This window comes from Natrinema halophilum, from assembly GCF_013402815.2.
In the GTDB taxonomy this organism is placed as follows: Archaea; Halobacteriota; Halobacteria; order Halobacteriales; family Natrialbaceae; genus Natrinema; species Natrinema halophilum.
This window is the reverse complement of sequence record NZ_CP084880.1, coordinates 394,136-418,618: the sequence shown is the minus strand read 5'-3', so window position 1 is coordinate 418,618 and position 24,483 is coordinate 394,136. Positions and strand designations below refer to the sequence as shown.

Sequence of the window (24,483 nt, the reverse complement as noted above, 5' to 3'; positions counted from 1 at the left end):
TTTCCTATATTGTCCGGCAGTCACTCTGGACAAGGGGCAACCAATCGGAACTTGACGGTGCCATCGAAGATCATCCACCAGCCTCCGGTCATCTCGTTCTCTCCCTATCTCATCCGCATATTGGCGCGTTGACTAACTTGAGTCAACTAAAGCCATTTTTCTCTAACTTCCCGGACCAGTCTTTTTGAAACGCGCGGACATCTGCTTTATCTCCTTGGAACTCGGGTTTCCGGTCTTCCACAAATGCCGCTACTCCTTCGTCGCCATCCTCGGTGCCTAGCAGGAGCCCGAAACCTTGTCGTTCCATGTCAAGTGCTGTCTCAAGGCTGGCGTTGGTGCCGTCATTGATGACGCGCTTTGCGACTTTCAGGCCTATCGACGGTCCAGAAACGAAATCCTTTACAAAGTCTTCGACGGTTTCTTCTAGATCGTCGCGGGGAACCACACGATTGACGTGCCCCCACGACTTGGCTCGCTCTGCGCTTATCGGCTCTCCACGGAAAACCCACTCCTTTGTTCGCGCTTCCCCAATCATGCGGAGCGTCCGCTGAGTTCCGCCGCCGGGGAGCAACCCAAGCGTGATTTCGGGGAATCCAAACTGTGACTCGGTCGACGCAATACGGATGTCACAGCCCAACGCTAGTTCAAATCCGCCACCAAGGCAAAATCCATCAATCTTCGCGATGGTTGGGCGGAAAAGACTGTAACGATTCGGCGACCGGGACCATCTCATCGACTGTCGCTGGCGTCAGTTCGCTGAACCCTGTGATGTCTGCGCCTGCGGAAAATGCCCGGTCACCGGCCCCTTCGATTACTAAACAGTGAATTTCGGCTACGTCTACCTTATCGAATAATGTCACGATTTCCTTTGAGAGCGCCTCGGAGATCGCATTCATCTGCTGAGGGCGATCGAGGATAACCTTGAGAACGCCGCGATCCGTAACCGTATAAGTGATGTGATCGAAATCATGTTTTCGATCGTGCCGATAGAATCCCCGACCTGAACATTCACCTACGTTGCCCGCTTCAAAGAGTTCCCCGTAAGTAGCTGGCCGGTTCATACCGATCATCGTTCCGTTCCGAGGCCAGTGTTTCCACCGTCTCGAGGACTCTATCGAGACCGAGCGTATCCGCACGTTCGCAGATCCCCGTGGGAAACCCTGCACCGAGTTTCATTCCGATATCGATCTCTTCTGCGGTGGTGACATCGTTCCCAATTAGTTTCGCTGCCTCGTTGATCATGAGCGACTCGACTCTGAGCCAATCAAAGCCATCATCTGGCTCTTCCGATGCGTCCATACGCTGATAGATCGGGCCGTCGCCGTTGTCATATTTGTAGAACCCGAAACCAGCTTTTCGACCATGCTTGCCTTCCTCCACGTGATTCGCCATGGCAGGCGGGACGGGACTCCCCCCTTCTTGCAAAATGTTCTGAATGACATCGAGGCCAGTGAGATCAGTCAATTCGAATGGGCCCATCGGGTAGCCTCGTTCATAAACCATTGTCGCGTCCGCTTCAGTAATCGTCGTCTCGCCCTCAGAGACCATCCATGATGGTTCGATCATGAACGGTTTTAAGACCGAGTTTACAACGAACCCAGGCATGTCCTTTCGCACATTGATCGGAGTTTTGTTGAGCGACTTGACGAACGAAGTCGCGCGATCGGCGACCTCGTCAGCCGTGTCCTCCCCGTAGACTACCTCCACGAGATCCATCTTTACCGGCGGGTTGAAAAAGTGCATTCCGACCACGCATTGTGCACGGTTGGTTGCACTCGCGATATCAGTGATCGACAGCGAAGAGGTGTTGGTCGCTAGGATTGCGTCCTCCGGCGCTAACTGATCGAGTTCGTTGAAGATGTCTTTCTTAGGGAGAGACACTCTGGAGCCGCCTCGATGATGAGATCGGCAGTTTCAACAGCCATCGAAAGGTCTACGCAGGTCTCAACCCGGTTAAGCACAGCATCGGGTTCATCATCGATCGCCCCGCTCTCGGCTAGCTTTTGGACACTCCACCTGAGTTCCTCGTATCCATCTTCCACAAGCTCATGTTTCACGTCACGCAGCACGACGTCGTACCCCGCAAGCGCCGTGATCTCGGCGATACCGTGGCCCATATTTCCTGCATCGAGTACTGTTACGTCCTGGATATTGCTATCATTTATTCGACGTACTTCCGATGCAACGATATTAATTCATTCGACCGAGTTCACACCGTATTCCAAAAGGGACCGGAACCACGGGGGCAACCGTAGACGCGGATCAATTTCGTTGTCTGGAATATAATTAGTTATCTATATTATAAGTATTTATATCAAATATAATATTAATTTAAGTATCAAAGCAAATTAATCTAAAGTATATTATATTGGTAGGCGCTGATCAACAAAAGTTTTATATATGATCCTTCACACTTGATAGTCGAAACATGAAAAACAACCAGTCAAACAGGAGATCGTACATTAAGTTGCTAGGCATATCCGCAGCAGGCTTAACGTCCGGAATTGCTGGCTGTCTTGGCAATTCTAATGGTGATAGTGGAACCTTCAAAGTCGGGTATTTGAACCCGTTGTCAGGCCCATATGGCTCACTTGGCGTGCCTGGGAAGAATGGAGCTGAATATACGGCAGAGAAACTAAATGAAGATGGTGGAATTGATGGCCGAGATGTTGAGATTATTCCCTATGACACGGAATCAAACCCCGATCAGGCGATATCACATGCTCGCACCCTCATCCAAGAGGACAACGTCGATACAATCATTGGCTTCGCAAGCAGTTCGGTAGCTAAGGCTGTAAGTCAATACAGTGCAGAACAAAACATTCCTCTTATCGTGACTGGCGCTCAAACCCCAGACCTTATTACAAAAGATTGCCGAAAAACGACATTTCGGACGTTCCCCTACATGACCCAACTTCAAGCAGCACTAGCATTGGAAGCCGGGAACCGATTAGAGGGTAAAAAGATTGCTTGTATCGCACCAGACTACGTATTTGGACATCAGAGTTGGGGAGTGTTCAGTGATACAATGAAGTCCGAATACGGAGCAACAGTAGTTTCAGAACAATTTCCGAAATTCGGGTCAGGTGAGTACCAAGAGAATATTCAGTCTCTACTAGATGCTGATCCCGATATCGTATATTCCTCTCTTTACAGTGGATCTCTTATTTCCTTTATAAAACAAGCGAAGCAGTATAATTTCTACGAACAGGTTCAAATTGCCAATGGATCGGGAGGGCTGCCTAATGTGTCGGCCTCGATGGGCGAAGATATGGTTCCCATAGACTTAGCTGTTGAACAATATGTTGCCAATTTCCCGAATGAATATAACCAAACGTTTGTTGAGAATTATCGGGAAGCTACAGGCAACGTTCCAAGACCATATACAGTTTCTGCTGATGCTGCTCTGCGTGCCCTAGATAAGGCTATTACTGAAAGTGGTGACTCATCTAGTGAAGGCATCATAAGCGGCTTAGAAGGTGTCGAACTAAAAACTGCATTTGGAGCGGGTAATATTCGAGCTGCAGATCATCAGTTCATTACTGACTCAATTAAAGTTGGACCGTTGGAGGAGGGCCACGGACTTTCATTTGATGACTCCGTTTACGGCTTTCCGGAATATTATACGGTGGACGGTGGAAAAATTACTCCAGATCCAAACTGCTCATTCCCGTCCGCGTAATAGAATTATAGCATTTTTTGAGTTGTCCGTGCGCCGTGCGCCGAGGCTTTCCAAGTAGGATGAGAGCATAGATTGTAGCTCGATACGTTTAGCTGCAAGTAATTATCGGTCTAAATACAACGGACTGGTGAATTGCCATTCCACGGTTGATTTCATGGTTTCACACCACACATGATGTAGTGAACGACAGATTTCATGACGAGTTCAGGGAAATCCCGGTATACCCGTTCGAGTACGCAGCACTGCCGTATATGCGCTTGATCGACGAGAAGACAGTCTCACACATCGGTCTCTAACGGCAGCGGGCCCATCGACCACGCGCACAGCACGCAGATCATTGGGCCGGAAGATGCGATGGAAAACCAGTGGCCTAACAACTTCTCCCTGTGGTTACTCGGGCAATCGAATCCAATTGTAGCTTTTGCCGGCGGCGAGGCTGTGCAAGTCGCCTGGGTTGCGGGAGGCGACCTGCCAGCCGAACTGTGTGTCGTGCGTTTCTCGGTTGTGTAACGAACGTCGGGAACAGTTATAGATTCTATATCGATGAGAGCCGACACTTTGAGCGGTTGAACGCGGTAATTCGAGCGGCGGCAGTAGTGCTTGCTAGCATTTTCGCGGTCGAAAAACATAGCATCGGTGGTGGGGTGACCCAAGAGGTCGTCCAACTCCAACGAAAATCGAAGCAGCACTCGCTATATCTTCATTCGAATTTGCTAAAGGCATCTATCAGCGTTGAATTGTCAAGGAGATCGCCCTCTTCGAGACAGGTCTCCAGAGTATATGCGGTATTTCATTCGACAGATCGAGTGTGTTGCGGTACAATTTGTCGAGGTAAACCCAAAGACAATTCACCAAAACGAGAGCGTAGACGGCCACCGACAACATTTTAGCTAACGTAATCGCTTTCTTCGTGAAACATAATCATCATCAGGTAATGACGAGCGTGTCATAGAAAGCGTCACGTACGAAACAGCAGGGTGCGGAAAGTGTGTCCAGCACAACCGCAACCCTGCAAGTCGTTGCTTCGGTCGACGAGTTTTTGAATGCAGCGGCTACCGAAACAGTTCCGTTGTTTGAGTTTCTTGAGTTCGAATTTCTACTGGAATACGACGTGTTCGCCCCCGCGCGCCGGGGGCGAACACGAGTTCACCAGCCACCAGATCTCTTTCACGCCTTTCTTCATTGCTACTACAAGAACATCTACTGAAAACGCTCGGCCACTCGAGAACTCCAGCATGGACTCGTCTGGTACTACTGCGGACTCGGCAAACCGCCATCGAGAGATGCCATTGACCGGTTTCTAACTGGTCTCGAACACGTTATCGACGATGTTTTCGACAGGCTCGTCAAGCATGCCACCGTCCGCGCCTGCTCGACTCAACGTACTCGATCGATGTGACTCACGTCAAAGCGATCCAATACAATGAGGCTGCCTAATGGTACTACGATTCAACAGCCGAAGAACAGTACTATGGATTCGGCTGTACAATCGTCTCAACCGGTGCAAAGATCCCGATTGCGGCAGAGTTCACACAGGCCAAACAGACATCCCGAGGGACGGCGATGCGCGTCACCCGTGACGCACTCGCCGTCGAAACACCAATCTGGATGCTTGGAGACAGTGCCTACGACATTCTTGACTGGCACGACCTCCTGCTGGATGCAGGGTCGTGCCAGTCGCCCCATACAACCCGCGCAACACTAACGACCCGAAAGACATCGAGTACAGAGTCGAAGACTGTGTTGAGAAGCATGGAGAAGAAGTTCAGCTCAAGCAGTCCATCTTAGACGAGACATGCAACCAGCGTACAGGAGTTGAGCGAACCAACGATGCCTGCAAGGACTGCGGCCTCGGGCACGTTCGCGCCCGAGACCGCGTTCACGCACGAACAGAAATGTTCGTTGCGCCGTGTCTCCGATCGTCATTTCAATCACCAACTACGAGCGAGGAGACGATCCAGGACGTGAGAAGCTCACGCTATGAGTTGGATTCTATAACACGCTCAATGACTGTTACTTGGTCGCCGTCGGATAAATTGAGTACACTTCGTAACTTAACGTCTGAAATGATTTCAAGTTGGCTGATGTCGTGATCGGTGCGTTTTGGAACAACTATATGTACCGTCCCGTACCAGGAGTCCTGATTTGAGTGTATTGTCGCCGGATAACATTTCACAGGGCCGAACTCCCGGTCTCCATCCGACCAACCTTTAATATTAATTGCTGGTCGAGATTCAAGAAGTGGCCGACGCTCGATACTTTTCTCAGACAAGTCCATATTTAGCGTCCCGGGAAATGGCTCGTATCCTAGTTTTTTGACGAATTGGTCTTGGTAGCCACTGAGAGAGACAAATTCCTTTCCATTCCCAAGTCCACTCGTCACTGAACCTTGGTAGGCCTGAATATACTGTTTACTGTCATTTCGATGGCCTTTATTCATTGATCTGTGGTCCGATTCCCTTGATCGAGGATCCTGGGCCCACGAAGGACCAACTATGTTATTAGTATCAGTATTTGGATCGTCACTGGTTAGCGAAACTGAATGCTTAAAGATGTTCGGAGGTACATTGATGACGTTGTTGAGTAAATCCAATTGTTTTCTCATATATCTCCCGACACGGATTTGGTCTGATATGGAATGTAAAATGTAATCACTTGGCATATGGAACCAATGGCTACCTCTAATTGATTCTTTCACGAAAGTGATACTGGCCCGAAACCCCTTAGTCGTTGTGGTTGTGACCAGCATTTTATTAACATTGTACCACTCTCATCCATAATTATGTTTTATGCATAACTGCTATTGGCTGATCCACCAATAAATCATCTATGATTACTTATAGCAAATCTTAGTACGCTTATGCTCCCCAACGATGGCTTTTGAAAATGTGGCCGAATATTTTCTTAATGGTGTCAGCGTTAGTACCTCGCATTGTAAATACACGCGAAGGTTTTCATCCAACGGTCAACTGATTGCCTTGAATGCCGATGCGGAAATCGATCAAAGAACCGCCTGATTCGGAGTTTGGACGGGCTAAACCAAGATTCGACGATCGACCGGTCACCCACGTTTCGCAGCGCGATTCATACGGCAGATCGAACTCGTCGTGGCTCCAGTTGTACCAGGGACCGCGATCAACAACAATCACGGGCCGACCTCAACACCGTTCGAGGACGGTCCGCAGGAACAGCAACGAGTCGAACTCAGAGCGTCCAGGCGAGGCCTCGACGTGGATCAATTCGTACGTATGGCTGTCGATCGCCGCCCAGACGTACACCTCGCGGTCGTCAGGTTCCGGATCGAACAGGTCAGCCAGCGATATACCGCTCGTGGACCGCTTGATGAAAGTGGCCGAACCACTCACCTACTTGGCGGTACGACAACCCCAGATGGTACAGAAACACCGCTTCCACCCTGTGTTCAGTCGGTGTATCCTCGCGTGAAAACACTCTTTGCTCGCGTGCCCGTTTCACTAGCTGGCCGAGCATTGGATTTCACCAACTCCCACCAGTGTAGCTTCAACTGTGTCCTTGCTAGTCGGATTCCAGCGTAGCAGGATAGAACCGGCGTAGTTTGATCAGGGTGTCGTCAGTAGTAAACTGCCAGTCGATGGGACGATTGGTCACGTTTCGACGCCTTTGCCACGCAGCGACCTCCGCTCGGAGAATTTCTGCATGATAGATCCGACGATCAAAACACTGTCGTTTGAGGACGCCAAGTCCGATTTCGGCCATTTTCAACCAGCACCGTGCTTGGGGACGTAATGGAACTCGAACCGATCAAGGTACACTTGTGCTTTCTCCGGGGGAGAAACTGGTAGAATCCGGCGAGATTGAGCGTGTTGAAGTGATCGACCACCACCCGGATGTCGAGTGCATCCGGGTAGTGGTCATCTGCGAGTTCAACCATCCGGTCGATTCACTCTTTGGTGCGTCTTCTGTTTGTGATCTCGACGTTAACCCAGCCAGTCAACGGTTCCGTCGCAAGGTGGAATTTCTTTTCACCATTGCGTTCGTAGTGAGTGTCGATACATCCGACCGCTCCCGTTTCCGCCGGGAGTGGGTCGCGTTTATGCCCATGGAAGGTTTTACTGGACTCGGCGAAACGGATGACTGGACAACTCTCATCGTACAGTTCCTGGTAGAACTCAAGAACATCCTCCATGTAGTAGACAAATTTAGCGTCTTGGTCAGGCGGAGTCACCCAATAGTCCGAGAGATGCAGTTTTAGGGTGTTTTTTAGACGCTGTCGAACGGTTTCGTGAGCGATCGACTCGAAGTCGATCTCGTCGAGGGTCACGAGTTCGTTTGCAAGAAGGTGAAGCGTCCAGCGGGAGTGTCCTTCTGGCGGTTCGCTACAGGCAAGACGGATGAGGTGAGCTTCGGGTTCTCCGTCGAGTTTACGTTCATACTCCCGGTCGGGCTTGCGGCGATGAATCGCCGCGAGCCCTCGCTCACTGTAGGCTTTCCACGTATTGTACGCTGTTTTCCAGTGACAGCCAACGTGCTCACCGATTTATGAATCGGTAAGCCCGTCAGCTGCTTTCAGCAGAATCCGTGCTCACGTATTGTCCTCGGCCTACCGTTCACCGGTCGAGATGATCCATTCGAGTTTTCTGCGGTCTTTGTCAGAGAGTTCGACACCGTGCTTCTTCGTTCCCATTCATAAATATAGGCTCTCAGAAGGCTTAGCCTAGCAGGTCAAGGAGTGAAGCTACACTAGCTCGACCATTTCCTTATTGCTATCGCTGACATCCCTTATTTTCTCAGCCAAAAAATTTTTAACCCATCACATGAATTATAAGCCGAAAATGTCAGCACTCGATACCACGGAAAATGATGGTGTGCTAAACCTAACCCTGAATCGACCCAAAAACATGAATGCTATGAATGAAGATTTAATCAGGGAAATAAATAGTGTCATTGACCGTGCCGAAACTAAGGACAATCTAAGATGTGTAGTCATCCGAGGATCTGATGGAAATTTCTCTGCAGGCGGTGATGTTGAGACAATGAAAGAAAATATCGGTGACTATGAACCCATCTCGCAAGTAAAAGAACTTCGGGAGGGTGCTCATCGCATGATAAGTCGACTGTTTGATCTCCATGTTCCCACAGTTGCATGTATAAAAGGAGCAGCAGTAGGTGCGGGATTGAGTCTTGCACTTGCCTGCGACGTAGTTATCGCTACCGAATCGGCTAAGCTAGGAGCGCCATTTAGTAAGGTTGGCCTCGTTGTTGACATGGGAGGGTCGGTTACAATTACAGATGCCGTTGGTATCCGGAAAGCAAAGGAAATTCTATTCTTTTCCAAACTGCTTTCAGCACGTGAGGCTGCTGACATTGGTCTTATCAACGAAGCAGTCCCATCCGAGGACTTTGATGATCACTGTGAAGAATTGATCAATGAACTTGCATCTGGTCCTACAATCGCATATGGACTATCAAAGCAACTTGTTCATGCTGGGATAGATGGTGATATAAATGAGGGTCTCAAACGGGAAACTAACGCACAGGCAATCGCTGCTACCACTAAGGATCATCAAGAAGGTGTAGAGGCATTCTTGGAACAACGGAAGCCAGAATTCAAGGGTGAGTAAAGAAACATCTGGTATCAGAGGACCAAAGGCACCCTATGTAAAAACATATTGATTCATACATGAAAAAGTTAGTATAGTTAATGTAGGTTAAAACATATGGGTAAGTAATTTTCCTCCATCCCGTTAATAGTCGAAGAAAAGTGGGTTTTATACGGTTTGGGAAATTATGGCGTTCATGGACCAAAAATTAGATCAGTCCATAGAAGAGTGTACCAATGTTTTTTCGGAACGGTCTCTTGAAGTAGATAGGAACAATTCATTTCCTATAAACAACTTCAAATTGCTTAATGAAAAAGGTCTACTCGAGTTACCAGTAAGTGAAAAGTACGGCGGCCATGAGTTAGCCCTTGGCGGCGATCACGAACTGTATGTGAACGTGCTCAGCGAAATATCTGCTGCTTGTCCTAATACCGGTCATTGTTTTGGCACACACTGTTGGGCGCTTTCAAGTATCCGACTTCTCGGTACTGAGGAACAACATGAATATTTTGCCAACCAAGCAAAAGATGGTGCTATTTTTGCAAATTTTGGTAGTGAGCCTGACCAGGATTTCACATCAGACGGAGAACGAGTTGAATATAATACGACAGCATCAGAAGAGGGAGATGGATGGATTATCAATGGAAAGAAATTCTTTGCCACCAATTCAACTCATGCGGACTACCAAGCTGTATACGCACTTCCAGAGGGAGGGGAGCTGAAAGACCTCATTGTGCCTATAGTCTCTTCAGAATGGGATGGTATTACAGTACATGATACATGGGATGGAATGGGACAACGGTCTACGGCCTCGGGAATGGTAGAATTTAATGACGTGTTCGTTCCTAAGGATCATGTTGTAGGCGAACCTGGGAGTATTGTCGAATACGGCCATGTTGGCACAAGTGCTGCTATAACTATTGGGTCAATCTTACTTGGTATTGGAAAAGGGGCTTTGGAATTTTCAAAATGGTGGCTGGATAACGAATCTAAGCCGCCGACAGACCGCGACAATCTTTCAGAGGACCCTCACGTACAACTACGAATTGGAGATATGGATATACATATGAATGCGGCTGAAGAACTTCTCCACCGTTCTGCTCGAACATTAGAAAAAGCAGAATCGGCCGAGGATCCAGATCTTGATGCGAAAGCAAAGGCTGATGCTTTTCGAGCGCGGGTAATGGCTACTCGTGCAAGCGTTGAGACTAGTAGCCAGTTATTCAACGTTACAGGAGCTCGTTCGACGAGCCGGCAATTTGGGAGCGACCTTTATTGGCGATGTGCAAGGACGTTGTCACTCCATGACGTAGTTGACAAACAGATCACAGATATTGCTCGCTACATTCTTGGTTTAGATGAACGTGGCGGATTCGCACGCTAGTCTAATCCAATTGGCGCTGGTGAATCGCTTGAGTACGTGGGTTTCAATAGTCAGAACGAGGGAGATGAATCGGGAAATCGACGATGTTTTATGCCTAAGATTTCCCATTTCACGAGAAAAGCAGTTTAGTTAGCTAAAAAGAACGTGTCATAGAATTCATCGGCTCTGGTGAATCACTAAATGGCGCCGACTTGATCCGTCAGAACTAGGGTGTTGAAGCAAGAAACGACGGGTATCTATGTCCAATGTTTCCCGCTTCACTGGGAAGGTCGTGGTGTTGGCTAAAAATGCTGGTGGTTGCCGACTATGCCATCGTTTCGCTCCACTGTCTGCGAATTTACTTGGAGAAATCTTACCGCGAAGCCCTTGACCTCTTGAGCGAGATGCCACAATACTGGCGGAGATCGGCTAGAGAAGGTCGATCTTTCTGATCACTCGACGCTAGTAAAGGCGTTTGAGAGGATCAGGATGGCAGTCTGGCGAGTGCTGCTGCGCCTCTCGGCGCAACTCCACGAACCATCTGGCCATGCAGCGATGGACGCAACGTTCTTCGACCGCGAAAACGCCAGCAAACACTACTGCTGCCGCCGGACGAATTACCGCGTTCAAACGCTCAAATCAACCACTCTCGTCGATACAGTGTCACAGGCTGATCTCGACTTCACTGTACGACGAGAAAACGCCATGACACGCAGATCGGCTGGCAACTCGCCCGCCGCAATGCAGGCGAGTTGCACAGCCTCGTCGCAGACAAAGGCTACGACTGGCAATGATTACGAGAAAAACTGAGGGGAGAGGCGTCAGACCGCTGATCAAGCATCGTGTGTACCGCCCCATCGATCACGCGCATAACGCGCGGATCGATGAGGCTCTCTACAGTCAGAGAGCGCTGTCTGAGACGGTCTTCTCTGTGATCAAGCGCACGCTCAGCGATACCGTGCGTACGCGAACCTGGTATCGTGAATTCTGTGAAACCGTACTGATGTGTGTTGTCTACAACATAAAGAGTGCCACCAGACAATGATATCCACCGTTGTATGGCGATTCACTACGTCCAATTCATCTCGTAGTATCTCACAGCCCGGAACGTTTCCTTGTACCTAGTTGGCGATTGTAACGACGAGTCGTAGGCAGAGCGCAACAAACACTTCTGTTAGTGCGTGGACGCGGCCTCGGGCGCGGACGTGGCCGAGCACATGGTGTTCTTCCTTGGGTTTGCATCCCGTTATTGCGATCACCAACTACGAACGAGTAGACAATCCGGGAAGCACGATCATCACGGTGTGACAAGAGTTCTATGACACCTCGTTGGATCGTAGCATTTCGATACGACATGATCAGCTGGCATCGTTCTCACGTCTGTCGAAACAATAGAGTAGGTTATGTCGAGCAGGCCCCGTAAGGTGGCCTGCTCGACGATATGGGGGAAGATCTTGTCACCGACGTGTTCGAGGTCAGTGAGAAAGCGATCGACCTCGTCTCTCGACGGCGGTCGATCGTAGCCACAACTGAGCCAGACGACTGTGTTGTTCAGTTCTCGCTTAACCGGACGAATGCTGTAGATATCCTTGTAGTAGCAGTGCAGAAAATAACCCATCATCTTCGGTGGTTCGTGATATCGTGTTCGCCCCGTCTGTGCCGGGGCGAACACCTCGAACTCTTCAAAAAACTCTGAGGATAGGTTCTCAAACAGAGCTAACGTCTCTGTCTCCAGGACATAGAAAAACGTCTCTACCGTAGGATTATCTTGCAGGGTCGCCAGGCTTAGACCACCTCAGCGTTCACCCTGCTCTCTGGTATGAGAACTGTTCTATGACACTTTCAAGTAGTACTTATTTTCGGATAAATTATTTATACTATGAACTGACAAGCAATAACATGGCTGAAGAAATGCATCTAAATGGGTTCACACTCAATTGTCCATCGCCTCATGTGTCAGGAATATGGACTCATCCGCGGGATAAAGTTGGATACGATTATACTGATACAGAATATTGGAAGGATCTAGCAACCACGCTGGAACGTGGTAAATTCGATGCTCTCTTCATCGCTGATCAATTCGGTGCGTACTCGACGTTCAAGGACGATCATGGTCCTGCGGTCCGTAATGCTGTTCAATTTCCAATAAACGATCCCTTGTCGATTATCCCAACTATGGCAGAAGTAACAGATCACTTGGGATTTGCTGCTACCCTTTCGACGTCATTTTACCCACCGTATATGCTTTCCAGAAAATTATCTTCACTTGATCATCTCACGAATGGGCGTATTGCATGGAATATTGTTACATCTGGACATAAGAACGAGTTTCAGAACTTTGGTCATGACAATGTCTTGCCTCATGATAAGCGGTATGAACGAGCTGAAGAGTTCATGGAAGTCTGCTATAAACTCTGGGGAAGCTGGGAGGAAAATGCTGTAGAAAAAGATAGAAATGCGAGTATATATGCCAACGCTGAAAAGGTCCACCAAATAAATCATGACGGAGATAACTTTTCAGTATCAGGGCCGTTTCTGTGTGAGCCATCTCCCCAACGGATGCCAGTACTTTACCAGGCTGGCCAATCCGATAGAGGGAGAGAATTTGCCGCCAAGCATGCCGAAGCCGTCTTTACAGGCCAACATAGTATCGAATCGTTACAATCGTACTCGACTGATATAAAGAGCCGCGCAGCAGAATATGGGCGCAATCCTGATAATATTAAAATAATTCCCGGTATCTTGCCAATTGTTGGCATAACAGAAGAAGATGCCAACGAAAAGCATAATCTCATCAAGGAGAAGGTGTCCATTGAAGGTTCACTTGTACACTTATCAGGGAATATTGGAGTTGACTTCTCGGAATACGATTCTGATGAGTATTTGGAGGAAATGGAGGTCCCAGGCATCCAGGGCATGATTGACATGTTCACAAAAATCAATCCAGACAAACAATGGACTGTAAGGGAAGCAGCTGAACGTCTTAGTATCTTAAGTCCAACTGTGGTGGGTACCGGTGAACAAGTGGCTGATAAACTCATTTATTGGTACGAAGAATCGGACATAGATGGGTTCAATATAATCCAGGCTGACTCACCAGGTACGTTGCGTGATTTCGTTGAACTTGTCGTTCCAATTCTCCAAAAGCGTGGCTACCATCGTGATGAGTATTCACACCAAACAATGCGTGATACCTTATTCGAGACTGCAAATTCTGAACTCCCTTCAAGTGCATCAACATACTTACAGTGAATATTTTTGAATATTGTAGGTAACCACTTGATGTGAAGATATAAAGGTCATATATAGAAATTAATTATTGTGATGATTCCATTGGTCTAGATAGCCTGCTTCGAATATTTACTATCGTGACAGGTCAGTTTGCAATTGGAGTGACGGTCGTTACTGTTCATACCGATGAGCCTCATGGAATGACTGTTAACTCATTTGCATCCGTTTCATTAGAACCTCCGCTTGTTCTCTTCAATGTTGATAAGGGGACCAAGACTTATGATCTGGTGGCGGAAGCTAAACACTATGCAGTTAATATATTATCTAAAGATTAGGAATGGATATCTAATAGATTTGCGGGAAAGCAAGATGAGATGGATGATCCCTTCGAGGACATACCAATTACGACCGCATAAACGGGTGCTCCAATCATTGAGGGATCGATAGGGTATCTCGACTGTGTGCTTGCGGATACATACCCCGGTGGCGATCATGCCATCTACCTTGGAGAGGTAAAGGACATGTCTTTAAACAATGCCTCTGCAGATCCATTGACATTCTTCCGAGGAGAGTACAGCTCGATCGAATAGGCCCTATATTTTGTATAAGTACAATTGACATAGATTGTTTGCCCAATACCTATTTATAGATACGCTCTTCTGTAGGAGATTGTTGATAGAGTTCAGCTGTGGCTCTGGATTCAAAGAGGGCAAGGACATCGCGCTAGCGGTGTCCGACACGAATGATTCCGCTCGATGTGTTTAGCTCTGAACCGCTCGCAGCGGACCTGCTCCAACAGGTTCGCTGGCGTGACGGCGTTTCCTGCCCCTGCTGCCGTTCTGACCTGACGGTCAGAAACGGCAACTATGGGGCGTTTCTACGCTATTTCTGTAAGAATTGCGACCGCACGTTCAACGACAAGACGGACAAGATTTTCGCTCACTCGAAAGTTGCGCTCCGTAAGTGGTTGTTCTCGGTCTTCGCGTTTCTGCTGTTCCACACGAGTCTCCGGCAATTACACCGAGATATCGGTGTGGCCTACAAGACGATGCACCGGCGCGTCGAGCGCTATAGCAGAGCGCTCGACGCGCCTCGACTCGACCTTATTGGACCAGTCGAAATCGACGAACTGTACGTTTCTGCAAGGTTGAAAGGCCGCGAGCGCGACCAACCGTCGCGCTCGCGTGACCTGTCCACGCGCGGACGTAGCTCAATATGATGGAGACAAACTACCTGTCTTCATTATCGTTGATTGTGGAACGACAGCGATACGTTGTCCCAGCGAAATCCACTGACGAATAGGGTGCGACTCCTCCTCGCTGATCACGAGGAGGAGTCGCTAACCGTCTACACCGGCGGATTTCGAGCATACGATCTACTGGAGGACTACGACGAGTTCGACCGCGAGTACGTCGTCCACGGTGATGGAGAATACGCGGATGGAGACGTTCACGTCAACACCTGCGAGAGCCACACGTCCCTGACGCGACGGTGGCTCTCGCCGCATCGAAGCGTCTCGAAGGACAAGTTGACACAGTATCTTCGCGCCTTTCAGCTACGCAGTGAACTCTTCGAAAAATCTGGTCGAGAATCACTTAAACACGCTTTCAATGTGACTCTCTGAAATCAACAATGTGCTACACATGAGCGTATAAATAATTTAATATTATATTTTTGTGATTATTTAATGTATTGTTATCGTTGACCGTGGCCACAACTACTATACTTTCTCAAACCAACGAGTCGATATGGTAGAACAGACGAATGTACCGCAGCCATTGGATGGAATTCGAGTTTTAGATTTAGGCCAGATTTACATGGGGCCCTATTGTGGAAAATTACTCGGTCATTTAGGGGCCGACGTCATCAAGATTGAACCGCCAGGCGGAGAAAATGTTAGATATCGAAGTGATGAAGATGAGTCAATTGAGGTACAATTACTCAATCCTTCTAAACGTGGCATAGAATTAGATCTTAAACAGGAGTGTGGAAAAGATGTTTTGAGAGACTTAGTGGCTGAATCTGATGTCCTCATAGAGAATTTCGCAACTGGGAAGCTTAATGACCTTGGTGTCGGATATGACAATCTTAGCAGCATCAACCCAGAACTTATCTATGCCCACGGATCTGGTTTTGGAGATGAGGGGCCATATAGTGACCATCCAGCTATGGATCTGACAATTCAAGCAATGGGTGGTGTGCTCCATACCACGGGGTTTGAGGATTCGCCACCAGTCAAGGCAGGTCCTGCTGTTAGTGATTTCACGGGAGCTATCAACCTTGCTGTTGGGATTGTTAGTGCATTATTCCAACGAGAACAAACAGGTAAAGGACAATATGTTGAAGTGGGAATGTTTGACACGTTATATCCACTATTAGCTTCACCAGTTTCTGCGTGGGCTCGGCAAAACGATACACCACCGAGGACAGGTAACAGACATCCAGGACTTGCACTTGCACCGTATAATGTCTATGAAGCTGGTGATGGGTATGTCGCAGTTATCTGTGTGACCAACAAACATTGGCGGGACTTGTTGAGAGTTATCGATAGAGAGGAGCTGATATCCGATGGTCGATTTGATAATAAAGTTAAACGCGCAGAAAACGTGGATCAAATAGATGCGATTATTGAAGAGTGGATAGATGATCGAAGTAAACAAAACGTGGTAGATGATTTGATTGAAAAGGATATTCCAGCTGCCCCTGTCCTTTCAATTGAGGAAATTACCGAAGACCCTCATCTTAACCATCGAGATATGTTGAATTATATTCCCAATAAGGGAAGCGGCCGACAAGAATTGCCAGTAGCCGGAATGCCAATTAAGTTCTCAAAAAACAATGATCCCACCATTGAATCCTCACCAGGTCTCGGTGAGCATTCCCATGAAGTTCTGTCGCAAGTAATTGATTATTCGGATGAGAACATTCAAAAACTACGGGACGAAAATGTAATTTAGAATATTAGCTTCGAAGGTTGTCTCGAAATGTATTCCCGGTGTATTCCATGCGAACTCTATTACGTTCTTGGAGAATTGGAATGACCTTTTCAACGAAATCAAATAACGTTCCTGGTCGATATAATTCGATTATATTAAAGCCATCAACACCTCCTTCATCAGCGAGAGTTTCAAGGCTGTCTGCAATCTGTTTCGGTGTGCCCGTTAGATTGTGGTGACTTCCGATGCCGTATTGGGTAGCTGCCTCTCGAAGTGTTTCATGGTTACTATCAACAATCATTTCAAGCATACCTTGGCTCCCTTCCACATCGAGTTTTGAGATAGGTTTATCTGGATCGTATTGAGAAAAATCGTGATTTGTATGTCCAGATAGTAATGCCATACCGGACTCATAATTTGACATATCCTTAATTTTCATTAATTGATTCTGAGCACTTTCCTCTGTCTCACCAATAATTGGCAACACAGACTGGATTATGCTGATGTTTTCTGGGTTTCTATTCTTATTCTTGGCCCTCTTTCTTATGTCGTTGACGTAATCTTGGACCAGGTCAATACGATCGGTGGGTTGAGCTGTAAAGATGGCTTCGGCGTGTTGAGCAGCAAATTCTCGTCCTCGATCAGATTGTCCTGCTTGGAAATAAACCGGCTTTCCTTGCGGAGATGGTGTTACTGGAAATGGACCAGGAATAGTGAAATAGTGACCATCATGATCTATTCGAGGGACATCATCGGCATCAGCATAGACATCTTTTGATTCACCTTTGGTTGGATCACCTTTCCAGCTGTTCCATAACTTCCCAACTACTCTCATATATTCATCAGCGCGTTCGTATCGTTGGTCATGGGGAATGACCTCGTTAAGGCCCATATTTTTTGCTTCGTTATCATTTAAAGATGTGACGATATTCCAACCAATTCGGCCATTTGTAATGTGGTCAAGAGTCGAAAGCTTTCTCGCAAGTAAATATGGTTGATAATATGTTGCAGACATTGTTACGGCGATACCGAGGTTATCAGTGACCTCCGAAATAAGGGGCACATGTAATAATGGATCGTGCTGGGGAAATTGTACCCCGTTTTCGATGGTGGATTCACACGAATCTTCATATGTATCGTACGCTGCAAGGTTATCAGCAATAAAAATTGAGTCGAATTTGCCTCGTTCAGCGACTTGGGCAATAGCTTTCCAATATCCAGTCTTTCGAGTATCGTACGTCTCATTATATTTGTGCTTCCATGATCCCATGGAATGGAAACTTCCATGAATCGCAGCCACAAAACTATGCATTTGAAGGCGATTATTTGTCGTCCTCGACATAGTGCCTATGTAGTGTACTATCAGTTAATTCTAACTATAACTAGCTCCGCTGCATTTCAACTTCTAAAGGGCGAAAAGACACCAACATATATGTGTAGACAGAGAGATAGCCAATTGATGCTATCACTTACAAATGACCAGCAGATGATCTTGGATTCTGTTGAACAATTAGCCAATGAAGAGTTCCGAGATAAAGCGTATACCTGGGGTAGTGAGATACCGTGGGAGAATATCGAGTTACTAGCAGACCACGGTTACATGGGTATCAATTTCGAAGAAAAGTGGGGTGGCGGAGGAATGTCCGAGTTTGAGGTGATGCTTATCGTTGAGATTCTGGGTAAAATATGTCCTGATACTGCGAATTTTTATCATGCAAATCATCTTATTGGGCCTCGTGCGATTGAAATGTTTGGTAGTGAAGCAGCAAAGAAGAAGTACATACCGCCAATCGTAGAAGGGAATGATTCAATAGCAGTCGCTATTTCCGAGCCGGAAGCTGGGTCAGACGTTCAATCGATGAACACAACTGTTAGAGAGGAAAATGGTGAGTTAATCCTCAATGGCGAGAAGACATGGGTTAGTGCCGTGGACTATTCTAGTGCAGCTGTTGTGTGGGTAAAGTTTCCTGAGGGATTAGGATCAATAGTTGTGGATTTAGATGAGCCAAATCTCAAGATATCTGGAAATTACACTAACATGGCCGGTCATAAACAGGCCCAATTCGTTATGGAAGATATTGTGGTTCCCGAAGAGAATGTTCTTACTCGTGATCGTAACGCATTCAAACAACAGCTTAAATCCTTGAATTGGGAGCGTCTTGGTGCTGCAATGAAATCAAACGCATGGGCGATGAGCGCATTTAATATGGCCTTGGACTATGCGCAAAATAGACAACAATTTGATCAAGCTATTGGTGATTTCCAGGGTAATGAGTGGAAAATCGCAGATATGGCTAAACGAATTGAAGCATCACGAATGCTAACCTATAGTGCAGCTCAAACCGCTTTAGATCAAGGTCGAGTCCCTGATCGTCTTGAAACAGCGATAGCAAAACTCCATTCTACTGAAACTGTACTCCATGTCGTTGATGAATCACTTCAGTTACACGGCGCGAATGGGTATATGAAGGAGCATCCCCTCGAATATCTCTATCGGCTAGCGCGGGGGCGGCGCTTCGGAGCTGGGACAGATGAAATTATTCGAAATAATATTGCATCTGTTGTCAAAGAAAACGGTCTTCCTTCGCATTGGTGAGATAAGCCAATCAATCTTACTGGGGAAGGTGCGTTCAGATCGTCAGCGTGTTGTTTGGCAAAGTCTCAGTATATCTGCGCGAACCATCTGAACGATCCAATACCGTCGGTCGGTGTCGATTTCAAGGATAATGTGTCGGAATCTTCCTTGCCAAGAGTCTGAAGTTGGCCTCAATCGGCGATAGAGCAACGTATTTGAGTTTCTGTGTCAACGATCGCTGTTGCATTGACATCCATTTGCTTCGACGAGACCAATAAGACACTCCACGGTCACAAACGTGACCAGTTCGATACGCTATTGTCTAATCTGACGGATCTACCACGTGTCGAAACTTTGAACAGAGGACGCTATGTGGCAGGCCAATCACGATACAACCAAATGGTTGATCAATTGGCAGTTCACCACTTGTTACCTACGTATCAATATATGCAAACTCTATCCCGAATCGATGGATGAGAACTTATTAGACTGGGACTATAGTTTCAAAAGGCAAGACATAATCGACACATTTAATATATCATGTGTCCTATCTAAAAAGGGACATATGACAGAGAATACAATGCACATTTTCTCGTTCGAAGCAAATAATCCTCTGCCCCACCACGTTATGGGTGCGTGGCGGCATCGAAACAATCGGACTGCTGATCCGACTGGACCTCAATATTGGCGTGAGCTCGCTCAAATCGCTGAACAAGGAAAGTTAGATGGTATATTTCTCGCTGATGGATTCGCAGCTTATGAACAATACGAGGGATCAATTGACCCGACAATAAAACATGGCATTCAGTTCCCAAAACACGACCCTGTTCATACAATCCCGATTATGTCTGAAGCGACAGAAAATCTTGGTCTCGCGGTAACAATGTCCACAACATTTTACCAGCCATATAACCTAGCAAGAAAATTCGCTACACTGGACCATCTGACCGAAGGACGAATTGGCTGGAATATCGTGACGTCGTTCCATGATAAAGAAGCCGAAAATCTGGGTCTCGATGAAATGGTCGAACACGACGAACGATACGAAATAGCAGATGAATACATGGAAGTCGTCAACAAATTGTGGACTAGCTGGGATGACGACGCTGTAACACAGGATTACGAATCTGGTCAATTCGCCGACCCAAACAAGGTGAACAAAATAAATCACAAAGGGAAATACTTCGATGTCCCAGGCATCCTCCCAGTGACACCGTCTCCGCAAGGACGACCAGTATTTCTTCAGGCCGGGCAGTCGGATCGAGGGCGAGAATTCGCAGCTAAACATGCCGAGGCTTTGTTTACTATCAACAGGTCTGTCGAAGCGACTCGGGAGTTTGTTGATGATATTAACGAGCGAGCCAAGTCTTACGGAAGGAAATCCAGTGATATCAAAAAACTTGGTGGAATTCTCCCGATAATTGGCGAGACTGAGAAGGAAGCTAAAGAAATTGAAAAACAAGTCAAAGAATTGGTTTCGTATGAGGCTGGCCTTACGGCAATTTCTGGACAAGCAGACCATGATTTCTCTGGTCACGATCCGGATATGCATATTAAAGACATAGAAGTTGGAGGTGTACGTGGAGCGCTTGATGTAGTTGCGGAAGAAACAGATTCCCTCCGTGAAGCTGCTACTAAATTTGGGTTTGGTGTCTTCATTCCACGATTGGTAGGGACTCCTGAGCAAATAGCTGATAAATTAGAGTTATATGTGGATGAAGGTGGACTCGATGGGTTCCTTTTTGCTCAGGTTTTCCGACCCGGAACAACGTTTGATTTTGTTGAGAAAGTCATTCCAATTCTTCAAGAACGAAGTCGGTTTCGAACTGAATATGATGGAAATACACTCCGGGCCCATCTCGATTTAGATTAATGATAGAAGTAGATACTATTCTCGGTATTGCTGGAAGTGCAATTTCACCATCGAAAACGAAATCTGCTGTAGAGACGTCCCTTAACGAAGCTGCCGACGTTTTCGACGTGGAAACTCGACTTATTCACTTGGCAGAGTACGACATTGTCACTGCTGATGGGCGAACCTTAGATAAATACGAAGGAGACACAGCTTCAGTACTTGAAGCAATTGCCGAAAGCGATGCATATATCATCGGCACGCCTGTTTATCGAGCCGCATATTCTGGAGAGTTGAAAAATATTTTTGACATGATTCCTCGTGGAAAGTGGCAGGCTGATATTGCGCCACTAGAAAATAGCGCGGTCGGCTTGATAGCTACAGGAGCAACAGAACACCATTACTTATCTATCGATCAGGAGCTACGACCGATAATGGCTTTTTTTGGGGCTCATACGGTCGGATCGAGCGTATATGCTTATGACAATCACTTTGAAAACACAACCATTATTGATGACAATATCGAGTCGAGGCTAGAAGCCCTTGGCCGTGCGACCGTCGAACTTGCTAATGCTGTTGAATTAAGTGAGACACTTACAAGTTTTGGACCCCAAATATAATATAATCGCACCAATATAGTGTATTTATTCATATAGAATTATATTTCATTGAATCAAATAAGTGATGTTTGGATCTTATAATAGACTCCAAGAGTAATTAATCGCAGTTTAGAGTATTACTCAAGACCGACCAAACATACAGCTAAAGGGCACTGTCTAGTTCAACACCTCCTCAGTTGGCGTTCGGCCTTTGAGCGCTTGAATCGGCCGATCGTAATTGTAATGGTGTCTGAGGCGACTGAGCTAGCGTCTTGTGCTGGCTGGACTCCCCCGTTAGAACGAGTGAAAGCGGTCGATTCTCATTAAGGCAGTCTGAAACCACTTTTCGACCTGTCCCATTTCGACTTGACAAGACTAGCAAGCGAGAAGCCACGAGGAAGGCAGTACCCCCTCAGAATCACGAACTGGTCTACGGAGTACGAAACAGACGAAGACGTACTCGACCAGTTGGGAGAGTACAGACTCAGGTGTAGCGTATACTCAGTACTTCACAAAGCAACCTGTCGATGCCGAACTGTCGTGAGAGCGTCCGCTAAATAGTAAGTAACTGGGAAGGATGTTTGCTTACGCAAGGTGTGTCTAACACCCTGCAAGCAGACAGTTTAATCCACGAGGACCAGGTTCTTAACTTCCTCGTCAACACGATTGACGAGGAAGCTGAACCTGACTTCGCTCCGACCGCCGACACGACATCTGATGACATTCACGAGGTCCTCGTCGGCGCATGCGCCGACGGGACTTCGGTCTCAGCCCTTTGCGAGAAGAGCGAAGACTCACCGCACCACAACACGGTTCTGTACCACCTTCGTGAGAAGTCCACCTTCGTGAGAAGTTCGACCTGAAATCGGTCGAACAGATCGGCAACACACTGCTCCAGAAGGACGGTCTCGACGTATTCCCCAAGCAGGTGGAGGTCTGCGCAGACCTCCACCTGCGGCCCTACTACGGTGACGAGGACGAGACAGACGGTCTTTATCACTCAGAGGCAAATCGTGGAATGACTGCCTTCCACGCCTACGCGACACTCTACGCGCGTGTACCGAACAAGCGATTCACGCTGACAGTGCGCTGTCTCGAAGATGGCGACACTGCTAGCAGCGTCCTCGCGGAGTTTTTCGGTGTGCTCGACGGCCTTGACCTTAGTGTCAAGGCGGTCTATCTCGACCGTGAATTCTACAACAGCAAGTGTCTCACGTTGCTACAGGCGCACAACCACGCGTCCGTGATGCCGATCGTCCGCTGGGGAAAGACGATCAAGCAGGAACTCTCCGGAAGGGTGGAATCGCGTCATCCAGCACGATCTGACGGCTACACTCGACGGTCACAGCTGGACCGTCAAATTTCCAGTCTACATCGACTGTACCTACCAGAACGGACGCTACGACGAACACGGTGTGGCGCGTCACGGCTACGCCGCTGACGCGCCGTTCATCGACGAACCTCGACAGGCACGATCCCACTACAGCAAATGCCTCGGAATCAAAGCGAGCTAGCGCCTCTCAGAATCAACATTGATCTCGACGACGCAAGATCCTGCGAGACGATTGTTGTTTGTCTGGTTGAGCCTGTTGCTGCAAAACGTCTGGCGGTACTTGCAATGGGAGTACGTGCCAACGCCACGCCGTGGCAGGCGTCGCCTCTGGTGGTGGCCGTTCGAAGAGTCATCGACATGGTGACTCTGGCAGTGTGGACGGCCCTCACGGCGCGTCGGTCCGTCCCCGCAAATCGGCCACCTGATGACCGCTTCCACCGGTAACTGGTGACCGAGTGCGGCCTCCCGATTAGCGAACCCGCCGACTGCGACGACTTCCCTTCTCTTGATTTCGAGCTACGATACGGATAGTACAGATCCAGTTCTGGTTGGTCGGTAATTCACGCTTCAGCGGCTGTTAGTTAGGGACGCTTTGTGAGGTGCTGAATCTATTCGACCCACATCGAAGCGATTCAATACAATGACGCTGCCTAATGGTACTACGATTCAACAACAAAGAACTTTACTACGGATTCGGCTGTACGATCGCCTCAACCGGCGCAAAGATCCCGATGGCCGTAGGTTCACACAGGCCAAACACTCGACCCCAGGGACGGCGACGCGCGTCACGCGTGACGCGCTCGCCGTTAAAAATCCAATCTGGGTACTTGGAGACAGCGCCTACGACATTCTTGACTGGCACGACCTCCTGCTGGTTGTAGGGGTCGTGCCAGTCGCCCAATACAATCCGTGCAACACTAACAACCAGAAAGACATCGAGTACAAGGTCGGAGACCGTGTTGAGGATCATGGAAAAGACGCGCAATTAGAGCAGTACATCTTCGACGAGACATACGACCGGCGTACAGGAGTTGAGCGAACCAACGGTGCTTGCAAGAATGCGGCCACGGGCGCGAATGTGCGCGAGGCCGCGCTCACGCGAAAACAGAAGTGGTCATTGCTCTGAGTATCGGGATCGTAATTGCAACCACCAATTACGAGCGAGGAGACGGTCCTGAGCGTGAGAAACTCAAGCTATGAGTTAAATTTTATAAACGTCTAAACATAGCTAAATAAATATTATTTATAGACTTTACAATTGTAATGTAATTGTTATATCACAAATACGCTTGCTAACTCAGGCCATTTGAATAGGTAGGATATGTGGCATTGG

The 24,483-nt window shown here is 47.7% G+C and carries 13 protein-coding genes and 11 pseudogenes; 15 read left to right on the top strand and 9 right to left on the bottom strand.

The genetic code is table 11. The annotated features are described in order from the left end of the window. Positions 1 to 208: 208 nt before the first annotated feature. A pseudogene (locus HYG82_RS43770) lies at positions 209 to 2,165 on the bottom strand (3-hydroxyacyl-CoA dehydrogenase/enoyl-CoA hydratase family protein); the annotation flags it as partial. A 263-nt stretch (positions 2,166 to 2,428) separates the two neighbouring features. On the opposite strand from HYG82_RS43770, the gene HYG82_RS43765 reads away from it, so the two are divergent. Next, positions 2,429 to 3,682: an ABC transporter substrate-binding protein gene (locus HYG82_RS43765; protein ID WP_235218063.1), complete on the top strand. Its 1,254-nt coding sequence runs from the start codon at positions 2,429 to 2,431 to the stop codon at positions 3,680 to 3,682. Between the two features lie 152 nt (positions 3,683 to 3,834). Here the strand turns inward: HYG82_RS43765 and HYG82_RS43760 are convergent. Next, positions 3,835 to 4,567, bottom strand: a pseudogene (locus HYG82_RS43760) (transposase). Positions 4,568 to 4,670: 103 nt separating this feature from the next. On the opposite strand from HYG82_RS43760, the pseudogene HYG82_RS43755 reads away from it, so the two are divergent. Then, positions 4,671 to 5,666, top strand: a pseudogene (locus HYG82_RS43755) (transposase). Here the strand turns inward: HYG82_RS43755 and HYG82_RS44805 are convergent. From HYG82_RS44805 to HYG82_RS43745, 3 genes are all read right to left on the bottom strand, one after another. Beyond that, on the bottom strand, positions 5,661 to 6,122 hold the full coding sequence (locus tag HYG82_RS44805) for a DUF120 domain-containing protein (RefSeq protein WP_425495444.1): 462 nt from the start codon (positions 6,120 to 6,122) through the stop codon (positions 5,661 to 5,663). The pseudogene HYG82_RS43755 and the gene HYG82_RS44805 overlap by 6 nt on opposite strands. Positions 6,123 to 6,636: 514 nt before the next feature. Further along, positions 6,637 to 6,831, bottom strand: coding sequence for a hypothetical protein (locus tag HYG82_RS43750; RefSeq protein ID WP_235218062.1), 195 nt, complete (start codon positions 6,829 to 6,831; stop codon positions 6,637 to 6,639). A 9-nt stretch (positions 6,832 to 6,840) separates the two neighbouring features. Further along, a complete protein-coding gene (locus HYG82_RS43745; RefSeq protein ID WP_235218061.1) occupies positions 6,841 to 7,047 on the bottom strand; it encodes a hypothetical protein in 207 nt (68 codons plus the stop codon). Between the two features lie 341 nt (positions 7,048 to 7,388). On the opposite strand from HYG82_RS43745, the gene HYG82_RS43740 reads away from it, so the two are divergent. Continuing rightward, entirely contained in the window at positions 7,389 to 7,913 is a 525-nt protein-coding gene (locus HYG82_RS43740; RefSeq protein WP_235218060.1) for a hypothetical protein, read from the top strand. Between the two features lie 69 nt (positions 7,914 to 7,982). Here the strand turns inward: HYG82_RS43740 and HYG82_RS43735 are convergent. Further along, a pseudogene (locus HYG82_RS43735) lies at positions 7,983 to 8,120 on the bottom strand (IS630 family transposase); the annotation flags it as partial. 373 nt (positions 8,121 to 8,493) lie between these two features. On the opposite strand from HYG82_RS43735, the gene HYG82_RS43730 reads away from it, so the two are divergent. The 3 genes and pseudogenes from HYG82_RS43730 (at position 8,494) to HYG82_RS43720 (ending at position 11,669) form a co-directional block, all read left to right on the top strand. Next, on the top strand, positions 8,494 to 9,282 hold the full coding sequence (locus HYG82_RS43730) for an enoyl-CoA hydratase/isomerase family protein (protein WP_235218059.1): 789 nt from the start codon (positions 8,494 to 8,496) through the stop codon (positions 9,280 to 9,282). A gap of 175 nt (positions 9,283 to 9,457) precedes the next feature. Then, positions 9,458 to 10,645 carry an acyl-CoA dehydrogenase family protein gene (locus HYG82_RS43725; protein ID WP_235218058.1) on the top strand — a complete coding sequence of 396 codons (1,188 nt, stop codon included), beginning with the start codon at positions 9,458 to 9,460 and terminating at the stop codon, positions 10,643 to 10,645. A gap of 238 nt (positions 10,646 to 10,883) precedes the next feature. Further along, positions 10,884 to 11,669 (top strand): annotated as a pseudogene (locus HYG82_RS43720) (IS5 family transposase). A 282-nt stretch (positions 11,670 to 11,951) separates the two neighbouring features. On the opposite strand, the pseudogene HYG82_RS43710 reads toward HYG82_RS43720, so the two are convergent. Continuing rightward, a pseudogene (locus HYG82_RS43710) lies at positions 11,952 to 12,407 on the bottom strand (IS5/IS1182 family transposase); the annotation flags it as partial. A gap of 116 nt (positions 12,408 to 12,523) precedes the next feature. Between HYG82_RS43710 and HYG82_RS43705 the strand changes: the two are divergent. The 4 genes and pseudogenes from HYG82_RS43705 to HYG82_RS43690 all read left to right on the top strand — a co-directional run bounded on the left by HYG82_RS43705 (position 12,524) and on the right by HYG82_RS43690 (position 16,812). Further along, a complete protein-coding gene (locus tag HYG82_RS43705) occupies positions 12,524 to 13,876 on the top strand; it encodes an LLM class flavin-dependent oxidoreductase (RefSeq protein ID WP_235218057.1) in 1,353 nt (450 codons plus the stop codon). Between the two features lie 116 nt (positions 13,877 to 13,992). After that, positions 13,993 to 14,445 (top strand): annotated as a pseudogene (locus HYG82_RS43700) (flavin reductase family protein). Between the two features lie 152 nt (positions 14,446 to 14,597). Beyond that, positions 14,598 to 15,479, top strand: a pseudogene (locus tag HYG82_RS43695) (IS1595 family transposase). A 124-nt stretch (positions 15,480 to 15,603) separates the two neighbouring features. Then, positions 15,604 to 16,812 carry a CaiB/BaiF CoA transferase family protein gene (locus HYG82_RS43690; protein WP_235218056.1) on the top strand — a complete coding sequence of 403 codons (1,209 nt, stop codon included), beginning with the start codon at positions 15,604 to 15,606 and terminating at the stop codon, positions 16,810 to 16,812. A gap of 4 nt (positions 16,813 to 16,816) precedes the next feature. Here the strand turns inward: HYG82_RS43690 and HYG82_RS43685 are convergent, their stop codons facing one another. Further along, positions 16,817 to 18,133 (bottom strand): LLM class flavin-dependent oxidoreductase, encoded by a 1,317-nt coding sequence (locus tag HYG82_RS43685; RefSeq protein ID WP_235218055.1) that lies wholly within the window; start codon positions 18,131 to 18,133, stop codon positions 16,817 to 16,819. Between the two features lie 117 nt (positions 18,134 to 18,250). On the opposite strand from HYG82_RS43685, the gene HYG82_RS43680 reads away from it, so the two are divergent. From HYG82_RS43680 to HYG82_RS43670, 3 genes are all read left to right on the top strand, one after another. Further along, the gene (locus tag HYG82_RS43680; protein ID WP_235218054.1) at positions 18,251 to 19,387 is read left to right on the top strand and encodes an acyl-CoA dehydrogenase family protein; all 1,137 of its coding nucleotides are present in this window, start codon (positions 18,251 to 18,253) and stop codon (positions 19,385 to 19,387) included. 544 nt (positions 19,388 to 19,931) lie between these two features. Beyond that, positions 19,932 to 21,239 carry an LLM class flavin-dependent oxidoreductase gene (locus tag HYG82_RS43675; protein ID WP_235218053.1) on the top strand — a complete coding sequence of 436 codons (1,308 nt, stop codon included), beginning with the start codon at positions 19,932 to 19,934 and terminating at the stop codon, positions 21,237 to 21,239. Further along, positions 21,239 to 21,838 (top strand): NADPH-dependent FMN reductase, encoded by a 600-nt coding sequence (locus HYG82_RS43670; RefSeq protein ID WP_235218052.1) that lies wholly within the window; start codon positions 21,239 to 21,241, stop codon positions 21,836 to 21,838. The genes HYG82_RS43675 and HYG82_RS43670 overlap by 1 nt, the downstream gene beginning before the upstream one ends. A gap of 156 nt (positions 21,839 to 21,994) precedes the next feature. Here HYG82_RS43670 and HYG82_RS43665 read toward each other — a convergent pair. Continuing rightward, positions 21,995 to 22,180 (bottom strand): annotated as a pseudogene (locus HYG82_RS43665) (IS6 family transposase); the annotation flags it as partial. Between the two features lie 233 nt (positions 22,181 to 22,413). Between HYG82_RS43665 and HYG82_RS43660 the strand changes: the two are divergent. Beyond that, positions 22,414 to 23,594, top strand: a pseudogene (locus HYG82_RS43660) (ISH3 family transposase). A gap of 162 nt (positions 23,595 to 23,756) precedes the next feature. Continuing rightward, positions 23,757 to 24,350 (top strand): annotated as a pseudogene (locus HYG82_RS43655) (transposase); the annotation flags it as partial. Positions 24,351 to 24,483 lie beyond the last annotated feature (133 nt).